Genomic DNA, 12,958 nt, shown 5'->3' with positions numbered 1-12,958 from the left:
GAAAGCGGCGCCGGTCCCGGCTTCCGCGCCTTCCAGGGCTCCGGTTCGGGGTGCGCGCGACCAGCGGGACCGTAGCCGCTACCCAGACCGTCGCGCCTGCTTGGATACGGGAGCGTCGGTCTGGAGCTGAAGCAGCACCACCAGGCCGACGGCAGCGGCCGGAACCAGCAGGGCCAGCACGTCGAAGTGCAGGAACAAGACGCCGCAGCCGATCGCGCTGGTCAGGTACAACAGCCATGTGAGGCCACTGCGCCAGGGCGAGGTGCCCGCGGGCTGGCCGCCGGCTTGGTCCAGCGCCGCGCCACGCGACGCCCGTCGGCGCGCCTGTAACCGTTCGACGAGGCCGGTGCCGAAGGCGGTCAGGGTGCCGGTCATATAGGTGGTGGTGGGGCCGCGCAGGTGCAGGGCCAGGGCGCTTTGCAGACCCATCGCCAGGGCCGCAAGGGCGATCACGCCCAGCGCCTCGTGGCGGTCCAAGGGCTTGACGCCAATCCAAAACCCGAGCAATCCGAGCAGCAACAGCGCCTCGATCAGGAGGGTCGGCAGCGCCGGCGCACGGTTGGCCGCTCCCCGGGCAAGCAGCAGGGCGCCGAGTGACACGCCAAACAGGAAGGCCAGTACCGACAGCGCGGCGCTGGTGCCGCCGACCGCATCGCCCCGCGCCAAGGCCACCGCCAGCAGGATCGTATTGCCGGTCTGGGCCGCGGTCAGCACGTTGAAGCCGAGCAGGACCACCGCATCCACGCCGCCCCCCGCGATGGCCAACAGCCAGGGCGAGACCACCTGGCGCCAGCCGAGGGTGCCGACCTGCGGGTCCGCCCTTCCGGAGGCGCCGCCGATCAATGCGCTTCCTCCCAGTTGTCGCCGATGCCGGTGTCGGCGATCAGTGGCACCTTCAGCTCGGCCGCCCCCTGCATGATGCCCTTGACGTGCAAGGCGACAGTGTCGACGGCGTCGGCGGCGACCTCGAACACCAGCTCGTCGTGGACCTGCATGATCATGCGCACCGGGGGCTGCTCGGTCTGGAGCCAATGGTCCACCCGGATCATGGCGCGCTTGATGATGTCGGCGGCCGTGCCCTGCATGGGGGCGTTGATGGCGGTGCGCTCGGCGGCGTTGCGCAATTGGTTGTTGCTGTGGTTGATATTGGTGAGGTAAAGGCGGCGGCCGAACAGGGTCTCGACGTAGCGGTCGGCGCGGGCCTGGGCACGGATGCGGTCCATGAACTCATGCACGCCAGGGTAGCGCGTGAAGTAGAGGTCGACGTATTCCTGCGCTACGCCGCGCTCGATGCCGAGCTGGCGGGCGAGGCCGAAGGCGGACATGCCGTAGATGAGGCCGAAGTTGATGGCCTTGGCGCTGCGGCGCTGGTCCGCGGTGACTTGGTCTGGCGGCAAGCCGTGGATTTCGGCGGCGGTGGCGCGGTGGATGTCCTGTCCGGCCTCGAACGCGGCGAGCAGCCGGGCGTCGCCGGAGAGGTGCGCCATGATGCGAAGCTCGATCTGGCTATAGTCCGCGGCCAGCATCCTGAAGCCCGGCTCGGGCACGAAGGCGCGGCGGATGCGCCGGCCGTCCTCGCTGCGGATGGGGATGTTCTGCAGGTTGGGGTCGGATGACGACAGCCGGCCGGTGGCGGCGACGGCCTGGTGATAGCTGGTGTGCACCCGGCCCGTGTCCGGGTTGATGAGCGCCGGCAGCTTCTCGGTGTAGGTGGAGCGGAGCTTGGTGAGCCCGCGGTGCTCGACGATCAGCCGCGGCAGCTCGTAGCCGTCGGCGGCGAGCTGCTCCAGCACCGACTCGGACGTGGACGGGGCGCCCTTGGGCGTCTTGGCGATGACCGGCAGCTTCAGCTCGTCGAAGAAGATGGCGCCGATCTGCTTCGGCGAGCCAAGGTTGAACTTGCGCCCCGCCGCGGCGTACGCGCGTTCCTCGAGGTCCAGCGCGCGCTCGGCGAGGTCCGCGCTCTGGGCGCGGAGCTCGTCGGCGTCGATGCGCACACCGGTGCGCTCCATGCGCGAGAGCACCGGCACCAAGGGCATCTCGATGTCCGTGTAGACCGATGCGATGCTCGGAATGGCCTCCACCTTCGGCCACAGCGCCCGGTGCAGGCGGAGCGTCACGTCGGCGTCCTCGGCCGCGTAGGGCGCGGCCTGCTCCAGCGGGATCTGGTCGAAGGTGAGCTGCTTGGCGCCCTTGCCGGCGATGTCCTCGAAGTGGATCGTGTCGTGGCCCAAATACTTCTTGGCCAGCGAGTCCATGTCGTGCCGGGTCGCGGTGCTGTCCAGCACGTAGCTCTCCAGCATGGTGTCGTGGGCGATGCCGGCGAGCGCCACGCCGTGGTTCGCACAGACGCTCATGTCGTACTTGAGGTTCTGGCCCACCTTGGGGCGCTGCGGGTCCTCCAGCAGCGGCTTCAGTCTGCCGAGCACCAAGGCCCGGTCGAGCTGATCCGGCGCACCCGGACAGGTATGCGCGACGGGCACGTAGGCGGCCGCGACGGCCCCCTCGTCGTCGACGGCGAAAGACACGCCGACGATCTGTGCCCGCATGTAGTCGAGGGCCGTGGTCTCGGTGTCGAAGGCGAACAACGGCGCCGCGCTGAGCTTGTCGATCCAGGCATCCAGCGCCTGCGCGTCCATCACCACGGCGTACTCGGGCGGCGGCTTGGCGGCGCCAGCGTCGGCCTCGCCGCCGTCGCCGTTCAGGGTGGCGAGCAGCCGCTTGGACTCGATGCGCTCGTACCAGCCGCGCAGCAGCTCTGCGTCCGGCTCACCCGGCGTCAGGTCCGTGGGGCCGAAGTCGAGCGCCACATCGGTCTTGATGGTGGTGAGCGCGCGGGACAGAGGCAGCTGCTCCAGGGTCGCCCGCAGGCTCTCGCCGATCTTGCCCTTGACCTTGTCGGCGTTGCTGATGACGCCGTCGAGGTCGCCGTACTCGCTGATCCACTTGGCGGCGGTCTTGGGGCCGCACTTGGGCACGCCGGGGATGTTGTCGATGCTGTCGCCCATGAGCGCCAGGTAGTCGACGATGTGCCGGGGCTGCACGCCGAACTTCTCCTCGACCCCCGCCGCATCCAGCACCGTGTCGGACATGGTGTTGACCAGCGTGACGTGCTCGTCCACCAGCTGTGCCATGTCCTTGTCGCCGGTGGAGATGAGCGTCGGCAGGCCGGCGGCGGCGGCGCGCCGGGCCAGCGTACCGATGACGTCGTCGGCCTCCACGTCCGGCACCTCCAGCAGCGGCAGGCCCATGGCGCGGATGACCTCCTTCAGCGGCGCCAGCTGCTCGCGCAGGTCGTCCGGCATGGGCGGCCGGTTGGCCTTGTACTCGGTGTAGATGCGATCCCGAAAGGTGGGCCCGGAAGCGTCGAAGACGACGCCGATGTACTCCGGCTGCTGCTCGCCGATGAGCTTGCGCAGCATGTTGAGCACGCCCACCAGCGCGCCGGTGGCTTCGCCGCGGGAGTTGGTCAGCTTGGGCAGGGCGTGGTACGCGCGGAACAGATAGCCGGAGGCGTCCACGAGGACGAGCGGGTACCGGTCAGGCATGGGCGTTGTGGTCGGCGGCGGCAAAGCGCCAACCGTACCACGGGGTGTTGGAGCGCGCGCGGCGGCGGCCGCGCGGCTGAAATCAAAACCGGAGAATCAGGCGCGGAGACTTAGGCGCACGCGGCCTGGGGAAGCTGCACGGCGGCCGGTCGCGCCACGGGCGCCGAGCGGATCAGTGCCGGTGCCAGCTCGCGGTAGACGAGCCCCATGGGCGAGCGGTGCGAGAGTGTCAGGATCCGCGTCCCGCTCGGGTACATCAGATGATAGGTCTCGTACAGGTGCAGATCCGTGCCCTGATCCAGCAGGTTGCGCACGGCGTCGATGACCGCAGCCGGACAGCGGCGCAACGTGAGCCTGCCGAACCGCAGTGTCTCGCTGCCCACGTCCACCAACGCCAGCGGTGTAATCGCCACGCCCAGCCGGCGCAGCGGCCGCGGTGCCGCGGGTTGGGCGGCGGGCGCGCGCAGCTCGTCGGCGAGGAGCCCGCCCAGCCCTTGCTCGTCGCCGCCGCGCAGCCGCGCGCGGATGGTCGGGTCCAGGATCAGCCCGAGCTGCCCCTCGCCCAGCAGCCAGCGCAATCCCTGCTCGCCGTCGCGGAGCAGCTCATGGCGGCCGAAGGCCTGTGCCCATCCGTTGAAGTAGGCGCGGTGGCGGCGCAGCAGACGGGCGTCGGTCATGATCGGTGCTCCGTGACGGTGGCTGGGAATGACCTAATAATATTGAGGGATCGGATCGTATTTGTCCAGAAAGTCAATGGTGGAATTCCAGGGTGCCAGTACCCCGATCAACGAAGCGGGCGTGTGCCGGCGGAACTGGAATGCTCGCGGCAATGTCCCCTCGACAGCGCGGTGCGCCACCGGTCGGCGGACCAACTCGGATGATCGGTTCCAGTGCGGCGGCCGCTTCCAACACGGCGCATCCGCCGACCGCGGATCAAGCGTGACGCCGAACCCAATTTCGGGTCCGATGCCGCCCGCCGGGGGATCAATGTCGGGCAACGTGCACCGCGTCCAGGGATGCGGTCGAGGCCAGTGCTACCATCCATCTATATCGGTCCGCGCGCCGCCGCTGCGCCCGGTCGCGGCGAGGGGCGGCCACTGCCGCGGCACCGCCACCGGCCAGAACTGCCAACCCGAACAACCGCGCCGGCCCGCGCCCCTTGTTCGCCACTGCCCTGTCACGCCCAATGCCGCGGCTGCTGTCGATCCTGCTCTCTGCCATGCTCGGAATGCTGCCCGCCGCCGCGGGCGGGCAGAGCTACAACTGGCTGGACAACCCGCAGCTCATCATCCTCGGCGCGAGCCTGGAACCACAGAGCAAGGTCCTGCACGTCAAGGGCGAGCACTTCGGGCTACGCCTGCCCACCGTGACCCTGGACAACATGCCGCTGACCGTGCGCCGGGCGACGCAGAACTTCATCGAGGCCGGCCCGCTGCCACCCGGGGTGGGGCCGGGCAGCCACATCCTGCGCGTGGTGGCCGGCGACGACCGCTCGCGCTTCGATGCCTTCAGCCTGCAGCTCGGCGCCGCCGCCAAGCGTCCGGCCCCGACGCCACCGCCGGAGCCGGCGGGCGGCTTCAACCGGCTCGGCGTGCTGGATGATGTCGGCGACGTGGGCTGGTCGCCCGCCATCGTCATCGGCGCAGACGGGCTGCCGGTGGTGGCCTACCTGGACTACGGCAACCGTGACCTGAAGGTCGCGCATTGCGCGGATACCGCCTGCAGCAGCGCGAGCCACGCCGTGGTGGACCCCGCGGGCAACGTGGGCTGGACCATCGGCCTCGCCATCGGCGCGGACGGCCTGCCGATCATCGCCTACTTCGACAGCGAAACGGGCGTGCTCAAGGCGGCCCGCTGCCGCGATGCCGGCTGCTTCCGGACCGACATCGCCGAGGTGGACGCCTCCGGCGACGCGGGCAAGTTCGTGGACATCGCCGTGGCCGACGACGGCCTGCCGGTAATCAGCTACTACGACAGCAGCCACAGCGACCTGCTGGTGGCCCTGTGCCGCGATACCGCCTGCAGCAGCGCCGCGCTGCGGCCGGTGGACACCGCCGGCGACGTGGGCTGGCACAACGCCATCGCCATCGCACCCGACGGCATGGTGGTGCTGAGTTACTTCGACGCCAGCCGCCGCGACCTTAAGTTCGCCCGCTGCCTGGACCGCGGCTGCACCGAGACCGACGCCGTCGCCCTGGACCTCGGCGGCGTCGGCATGGGCACCGACCTGCTGTTGGATGCCGCGGGCCTGCCCTTCATCGCCTACTGGGACTTCTTCAGTGACGATCTGAAGACCGCCCATTGCACGGATGCCGCGTGCAGCGATGTCACACTCAGCCGCATCGATACGGCCGGCTCCGTGGGCGCCAATCCGGCGACCGCCCTCGGCGCCGATGGCCTGCCGGTGATCGCCTACCACGACCACACCAACAGCGACATCAAGTTCGCGCGCTGCCGGGACGCAGCCTGCTCCAGCGCCGCCGTGGTCACCCTGGACGCGCAGGGCTCCGTCGGCTGGCACATCGATGTGGCCGTCGGCCGTGACGGGCTGCCGGTGGTGGTCTACTACGACGAAACCAACGGCGACCTCAAGGTGGCGCACTGCGCCGACCGCGGCTGCACGCGGGCGGCGCCGCCACCGTCGCCTTATTGAGTCACCAGGGCAGGAACATCCAGGCGCGCTTGGTGCGCCAATACTGCGCAACGTGGGCGCTGCGCGGCGTGTGCTTGTCCTCGGCGATGCGCCGGATCAGCGGTCGCGGCACGCGGTCGATCCAGCCTAAGTCCTCGATGCGGCTCATGACCTCGAGCCGCGCGATGTCGTCGTCGGTCTCGAGCAACGCGAGCAGAACGCTCAGCGCCTGCCGCGCCTCGCCGATGCCGGCAAGCGCCGCCGCGGACGCGGCGCGGATGGCGCTGTAGGCGTCGCCGTCCGCCAGCGCCCGCAGCCGTCGTGCCTGCACGCGGGCGAGGTCCGGATGCAGCACGCAGCCCATGACGCCCCAGTAGCGCAGCACCGGGTGCGGGTCTGCCAACGCCGCCGCCAATTGCCCGCGCTGCGCCGCGTCCGGTGGCTCGCGTGCGGTGGCCGCCAACGCCAGGTGGACGATGCGTGCGATGGGGTACGCGGCGCTGCGCCCGTAGCTGTAGGGCGAATCGGTGCCGGCGAGGGGCCGCAGCATGCTCTCCGGCACGAAGCCCAGGTCGCGGGTGTCGATCAGACGCTGTTCCAACAGCCGTGCGAGGCGCTCCTTGCGTGCCGCCTGGGCGAGGTCATCGGCGAGGTTCGTCACCTCCCAGGGGTCGCTGGCGGTGTGAAACAGCGCCTCGCTGGGGCGCGGCTCCCAGAACGCACGCTGGACCGCGTTGCAGTCACCGGCGTCGCAGGTGTCCCGCCAGACGGACCAATTGCGCTGCATGCGGAACGGAAACTCCAGGTGCCGCCCATCCGGGCGCTGCGGCTGGAAGTTGCGCACATAGCGCCAATCGCCGTCGGTGACCGCGCGCACGAGGTCGTCGCGCTCGTCCATGCGCCCGCGGCCGAGCAGCACCACTGGCGCCGCCGGCTGCACGCGCTCGCCGAGGAAGGCGCGCCCCTGCATCTGTGGCGGCAACGGCATGCCGGCAAGCGCGAGCAGCGTCGGCGCGAAGTCCACGAAGGACACCAGCCGCTCGCTCACGCCGGTGCGCGGCCCGGGCACCAGGGCCGCAAAGCGCTGTGGAATGCGCACGAGCAGCGGCACCCGCGTGCCGGTGTCGTAGACGAAGCGCTTGCTGCGCGCCAGTGCGCCGCCGTGGTCGCTGAAGAAGAAGACGATGGTGTCATCGGCCAGCCCGGCCGCATCCAGCTCCGCCAGCAGCGCACCCACCTGCCCGTCCAGCGCCGTGATCAAGTCGTATTCGCGCGCCCAGTCGGTGCGGATCTCGGGGCGATCCGGTTGGTAGGGTGGCAGCGTGATCCGATCCGGGTCCAGCCGCGGCTGCCGAGGCAACAGCCCTTGCTCGACCAACTTGGCGATGTGCTCGGGCTTGAGCCTGCCTTCGTGCGAGACCTCCAGATTGAAGACCGCGAAGAAGGGACGGCCGGGCGGGCGGTTGCGGTAGTGCGCGTCCGGGCCGGAGGCGTCCCAGGCGGCGTCCCAGTTGCCGTAGAAATTGTAGTCCGTCTTTGCATTGTTGCTGGTGTAGTAGCCGGCCATGCGCAGGTACTGCGGCAGCAGCCGGAACCAGGGCGGCACCCGTTCGTAGCTGCGCATGTGCTCGGTGCCCAGCGTGCTGGCGTAGACGCCGAAGATGAGCGTGCTGCGGGCCGGTGCACACACCGGGTAGTTGGCGTAGGCGTGCTCGAAGCGCAGGCCGTCCGCGGCGAGCCGGTCGAGGTTGGGCGTCTGTGCCAGCGGATCACCATAGCTGCCGAGCAGCGGGCTCATGTCCTCACTGGTGATCCACAGGATGTTCGGCCGCTCGGGCCGGGTCGGTGGCGTCTCGGTGGACGTCGCGCGGACGCCGGGGCAGACAGCGGCAGCCGCCAGCAGGCAGCCGAGCGCGAACAGGCGCACGGCGATGGCTCGCCGGCACGGGCGCCGCGGCGGCTCGTCCGCGCTCGGGGGAAAAGAGGACATGGATAAGGGATACACCCTGATATCGTAAGGATTCGGCTTCGCAATGCGCAAATCCCCGTTCGCCGGGGGGCTTGCCGCCGTTGCGGTGGGCCTGAGCCCAACCCGCCGGCCAATGTCGGTTAGGAGCCGATTGGTGTTGGACGTAAACTCTCTGGCGTCGAGGCTTTGTCTGATGCCCGCATCGGGGCATGATCCATTGTCGGTATCAGCTTCAGCGCGGAGGGCATTGATGGCAGAACAACGATCCAGGGGCGGACTCAAGTGGGTGCGTGACGAGTTGCTCGCCAACCTGGAGCGAATCGGTGCGCAGATGCGCGCGGACGGCGACATCGGCGAAGCGGTGACGCTGCTGTTCGAGATGCGCGCGGTTTTGATGGCGCTGCCGTTGCCCGCGGCGGCGATGCTCGCCGAGGAGATGCAGCGCACCTGCGAGCAGATCATCAAGGAGGACGCCGCCGACGCCCCGCAGGCGCGGGAGTCCGTCTCGCTAGCGCTGGTGCAGCTCGATGAGCACCTGCGACGCAGCGACTCCGGCGAGCACCAGGAGCCGCTGGCGTTGCTCGCCAGCATCAACGACCTGCGCCATTCACGCGGGGTGCCGCCGATGAGCTCGGCGGAGCTGTTGATCCCCTCGTCGGTGCTGGCGCAGAGCGAGCAGGTGGCGCCGGACTCGCTCGCGGCGCTGGTGCGTCTGGCGCTCAAGGTGCGCCCGCATTTCCATCGCTACCTGGTGCGCTGGTTCAACGGCGACAACGCGCACGAGGGCCTGCTCGGGCTTTCCAGGCTGTTCAACCACATGCGCCGCTACTTCAAGCAGGGCCCGGTGCATGAGCTGTTCCTCGCCGCCGAGGCCGTCGTGGATGGCCTGTTGGACGGCCAGCTCGACGCCGACGCGCCCACCAAGGCGCTGATCGGCCGGCTGGACAAGCTGCTGAAGCCACTGACCGCCACGGTACCGGAATGGCCGGCCGACCTGGCGCAGGCGCTCATCGGCGATCTCCTGGCACGCATTGGGAAGATGCCGCCGGGCGCGCCGGCGGTGCAGGAGCTCGAGCGCATCTACGGCCGCAGTCTCACCGACGAGCCGCACCCCGACAGCATCAGCCAGTCCAACGACAACGACACGGCGCCAATGTTGGACGCCCTGCGCCGCGAGTTGGACGACATCGCCGCGCCGCTGCTGCGCACCGCCGGCGGCCGGCCAGACCCCATCGCCGCGGGGGCGATGCCGCGGCGGCTGTCACGGCTCGCCGAGTCACTGTCCGCCCTCAACCAGGAGGCGGCGGCCGGGCGCATCCGGCGCTGCGTGGAAGCGCTGGAGATCGAGGGACACACCGGCTTTGCCGACGCTGGCCGGCTCGGCGACGTGCTGCGCACACTGCGCCAGGTGGACGCGGAGCTCGCCGCCTGCGCCGAGCTGGCGGCACCGCCACCGGCCAGCACGGCGCAGCGCGCGGCACCGCGCGCGCGTGACACCGTGGCGGCGACCTTGCGCGAGGTGCGCGTGGCGCTGGCCTGTGCCCGCACGGCCATCGGCAGCGGCCCCATGAGCCCCGCGCAGAGCATCCAGCTCGCGGACGCATATCGCTCCCTGCAAGGGCTCGCCGGCACCCTGCGCGGCATCGGCGAGATGGAGCCGGCGCGGCTCCTGGATGGCCTGGCGACGCAGCTACGCATCCGTTACCTGGACCCAGGGCAGGTGCCGGGCGAGGCCGGGGTTGAGCTCATCGGCCGCGCGCTGGCGGCGGTGGACATCCACTTGGAGGACCGCCTGGAGCGCGATCTCACCGACGTGCGCATGATCGCCGAGGCGGATTACGCCATCGAGCGCCTGTCGGGCCTGCTGCGTCCGGACGAGGACGTCGACGGCGACTCCGAGGCCACCGACTCGCTGCCCTGGTCCGAGGCCTCGCAGTCGGTCAATCTGGAGTTCCTGAACCTGTTCCTGGACGAGGCCCAGGACGAGCTGGAGAGCATCCGCGTCCAGCACGAGCGCTGGTCCAGGGACCGCCACGACGACGTGGCGCTCTCCATCATGCGGCGCTCGTTCCAGACGCTGAAGAACAGCGGCAGCCTGGTGGGTGCGCGCCACCTGGCGGATCTCGCGCGCAACACGGCGGCCGTGCTGGAGCGCCTGCTCGATGGCGAGCTGCCGGCGGACCTCGCGGCGGCGGACTTCCTCGCCGACGTGGTGGCCATGCTGCCGGAGATCATCGATGCGGAATCGCAGCGCCGCAAGGCGCCCACCGCCAACCTGATTCACGCCGCCAAGGCGCTGCTTGCCATCGGGCGGGAGCCCCGCGGGAGCGGCGGCAAGGTGATCCAGCTGCCCCTGCGAGCTGGCGCGCCGGCCGCCGAGCCCGACGCGGGCGACGCGGGCCGTCGCACCGAGCCAGGGGCTGCGGCCGCCACCGCGCCGACGGCGTCACCACCCGGCGATGACGCGCCACCGGCGCCTGCCGTCGCACACGCCCGCGATGCGGCGCGCGATGCCGCACCGGCGGCGACCGACGAGGGCTTGGAGGCATTGCTGGCCGGTGATGATCTGCTGGAGGTGTTTGCCGACGAGGCGGACGAGCTCATCAACGCGCTGGATGCCCAACTGCGCGACTGGCGCGGCCAGGGGCTGGACGCGGACGGCGTAGCCTCGGCACGCCGGCGCCTGCACACCCTGAAGGGCAGCGCGCGCATGGCCGGTGTCGCCCCGGTAGGTGACCTGAGCCATGCGCTGGAATCCCTGCTCACCGGAGCCGAGGCGCTGCCGGCCGCCATGACCGGTCCGCTGACGGCGTTGCTGCAGCGCGCGCTGGACACGCTCTCGGCACAAGTCACCGCCGCCCGGCAGCGCGCGCCCCTCGTCCTGCCGGACGGCCTGCTTGACGAAATCGCGGCGGCGGCGCCGGCAGTCACGCAACAGCTCCGCGAGGAGGCGCCGCACGCCGTCACACCGGCCGGGCCTGGTGCCGAGCCGGCGGCAGCCCCGGACACGGAGACCACGACCGCACGCGACGACCCCGCCATGCAGCTCCGGGTCGGCGCCGACTGGCTTGACGGCATCATCAACCGCTCCGGCGAGGTGGGCGCCTTTCGCGCGCGGCTGGTGCAGCAGAACGCCAGGCTCGGCTTCCGGCTCGCCCAGCTCGAGGACGGCCTCAGGCGGGCCGCCCGGCGTGTCGACACGCTGGCAGAGCGGGACCAAGAGTCGTCGCCAACAGATGCCGACGCCGACGCCGAGCCGCCCGAGGCCGAGGCGCTGCGCACCCTGCGCGAGGCTGCGGCACTGCTCGGCGAGTCCCGCACGCTGGCGGCGGCGATCGGCGAGCTCCAAGACGACAACGCCGAGCTGCTCCGCCTGGAGATGCGGCTCGCCGAGGCCATGCAGGATGAGCTGCTGCAGGCGCGCATGCTGCCCTTCGGCCGGGTGGAGGCACGCCTGGCGCGGCTCGTGCGCCTCACTGCCGAGGGCACGGGCAAGCAGGTGGAGCTGAGCATGCAGGGCACCGACGTCGCGCTGGACCGCAACGTGCTGGAGCGCTTCCTGCCGCCGCTGGAGCACCTGTTGCGCAACGCGGTCGTGCACGGTATCGAGGCGGCGCAGGCGCGTCAGGCGCACGGCAAGCCGGCGGCCGGACGGCTGCGCGTGCAGGTGGCCCGGGAGGGCAATGACGTGGTCTTCGAGGTGACCGACGACGGCGCCGGCATGGACCCGGTCAAGTTGCGCGAGCGCGCCGTCGCCCAGGGCCTGGTGGCCGCCGATGCCGAGCTCTCGCACGCCGAGATCCTGTCGCTGGTGCTGCGGCCGGGGTTCTCCACCGCCGCCGAGGTCACCCTGGACGCCGGTCGCGGCGTCGGCCTGGACGTGGTGAACACCCAGGTAGCCTCGCTGAACGGCGAGCTGGAGCTCTCTTCCAAGCAAGGTCACGGAACGCGCTTTCGGGTGCGGCTGCCGCTGACCCTGTCCATCGTCGAGGCGCTGTTGGTGAGCGCTGCCGACACCCTCCTCGCCGTCCCGCACGGCACCGCGCTGGCGGTGGCGCGGGTGGCGCGCGAGCAGCTCGTCGCCGGCGACGCGGTGGTGGAGTATCGCGGCGAGCGCTTTCCGGTCGAGCCCATCGAGCGGGCGCTCAACCCGGCGGCGGCGCCGAGCCCGCCGCAGCAGCGCTGGTTGCCGGTGCTGCTGGTGGCGGCGGGAGCGGAGCGGGTCGCTTTCCAGGTGGACGCGCTGCTCGACACCCAGCGCGTCATGGTCAAGCCCATCGGCCCGTCGCTGGCGGCCCTGCGCTGGCTCTCGGGCGGCACCGTGCTGCCCGACGGCCGCGTGGCGCTGCTCGCCGACCTGCCGGCCCTGCTGCGCGCGATGCGCCAGCAGCAGGCGGCCGAGGCGCCCGCGGAACGGCGCCCGGTGGTGCTCGTGGTGGACGACTCCGCGACGGTGCGGCGCGTGGCGCAGCGCCTGCTGGCGCGGGAGAACATGGAGGTGATCGGCGCCCGCGACGGCGTGGAGGCGCAGGTGATGCTGCGCCGCCGCCAGCCCGACCTGCTGCTGGTGGACCTGGACATGCCGCGCATGAACGGGCTTGAGCTGACGCGCTGGGTGCGTGGCAGCGACGAGCTGCGGCGTCTGCCGGTGATCATGATCACCTCCATGGCGGGCGATGCCGAGCGCGCCGAGGCGCTGTCCGCGGGGGTGGACCGGTTCGTCGCCAAGCCGTTCGCCGAGGACGAGCTGCTGGCGCAGATCGAGTCGCTGTTGATGGTCGGCATCAGCGCCTGATGGCGCGGCCATGC

The 12,958-nt window shown here is 70.9% G+C and carries 6 protein-coding genes; 2 read left to right on the top strand and 4 right to left on the bottom strand.

Annotated elements, in window-relative coordinates:
• Nucleotides 1-78: 78 nt before the first annotated feature.
• The 3 genes from LJE69_RS06615 to LJE69_RS06605 all read right to left on the bottom strand — a co-directional run bounded on the left by LJE69_RS06615 (nt 79) and on the right by LJE69_RS06605 (nt 4,225).
• Nucleotides 79-843 (bottom strand): DUF1275 family protein, encoded by a 765-nt coding sequence (locus LJE69_RS06615; protein ID WP_296922957.1) that lies wholly within the window; start codon nt 841-843, stop codon nt 79-81.
• Nucleotides 840-3,548, bottom strand: a complete 2,709-nt coding sequence (gene polA / locus LJE69_RS06610) for a DNA polymerase I (protein WP_296922955.1) — start codon at nt 3,546-3,548, stop codon at nt 840-842. The genes LJE69_RS06615 and polA overlap by 4 nt, the downstream gene beginning before the upstream one ends.
• A 110-nt stretch (nt 3,549-3,658) precedes the next feature.
• Nucleotides 3,659-4,225 (bottom strand): hypothetical protein, encoded by a 567-nt coding sequence (locus LJE69_RS06605; RefSeq protein WP_296922952.1) that lies wholly within the window; start codon nt 4,223-4,225, stop codon nt 3,659-3,661.
• Nucleotides 4,226-4,734: 509 nt separating this feature from the next.
• Here LJE69_RS06605 and LJE69_RS06600 point away from each other — a divergent pair.
• Complete coding sequence (locus LJE69_RS06600) at nt 4,735-6,201, top strand: hypothetical protein (protein ID WP_296922950.1); 1,467 nt, start codon at nt 4,735-4,737, stop codon at nt 6,199-6,201.
• A gap of 1 nt (nt 6,202) precedes the next feature.
• On the opposite strand, the gene LJE69_RS06595 is transcribed toward LJE69_RS06600, so the two are convergent.
• Nucleotides 6,203-8,170, bottom strand: a complete 1,968-nt coding sequence (locus LJE69_RS06595; protein WP_296922947.1) for a sulfatase — start codon at nt 8,168-8,170, stop codon at nt 6,203-6,205.
• Nucleotides 8,171-8,399: 229 nt separating this feature from the next.
• Between LJE69_RS06595 and LJE69_RS06590 the strand changes: the two genes are divergently transcribed.
• The gene (locus LJE69_RS06590; protein ID WP_296922944.1) at nt 8,400-12,944 is read left to right on the top strand and encodes a response regulator; all 4,545 of its coding nucleotides are present in this window, start codon (nt 8,400-8,402) and stop codon (nt 12,942-12,944) included.
• The last annotated feature ends 14 nt before the right edge of the window (nt 12,945-12,958 follow it).

The organism is Thiohalocapsa sp. (assembly GCF_022340605.1).
GTDB lineage: Bacteria > Pseudomonadota > Gammaproteobacteria > Chromatiales > Chromatiaceae > Thiohalocapsa.
The sequence above is the reverse complement of the archived record's forward strand: the minus strand, read 5'-3'. Positions and strand labels throughout refer to the sequence as shown.

Coding starts and splice junctions, on each gene's coding strand:
- polA (WP_296922955.1), bottom strand. CDS start 3,548: ATGCCTGACCGGTACCCGCTCGTCCTCGTGGACGCCTCCGGCTATCTG.
- LJE69_RS06605 (WP_296922952.1), bottom strand. CDS start 4,225: ATGACCGACGCCCGTCTGCTGCGCCGCCACCGCGCCTACTTCAACGGA.
- LJE69_RS06600 (WP_296922950.1), top strand. CDS start 4,735: ATGCCGCGGCTGCTGTCGATCCTGCTCTCTGCCATGCTCGGAATGCTG.
- LJE69_RS06595 (WP_296922947.1), bottom strand. CDS start 8,170: ATGTCCTCTTTTCCCCCGAGCGCGGACGAGCCGCCGCGGCGCCCGTGC.
- LJE69_RS06590 (WP_296922944.1), top strand. CDS start 8,400: ATGGCAGAACAACGATCCAGGGGCGGACTCAAGTGGGTGCGTGACGAG.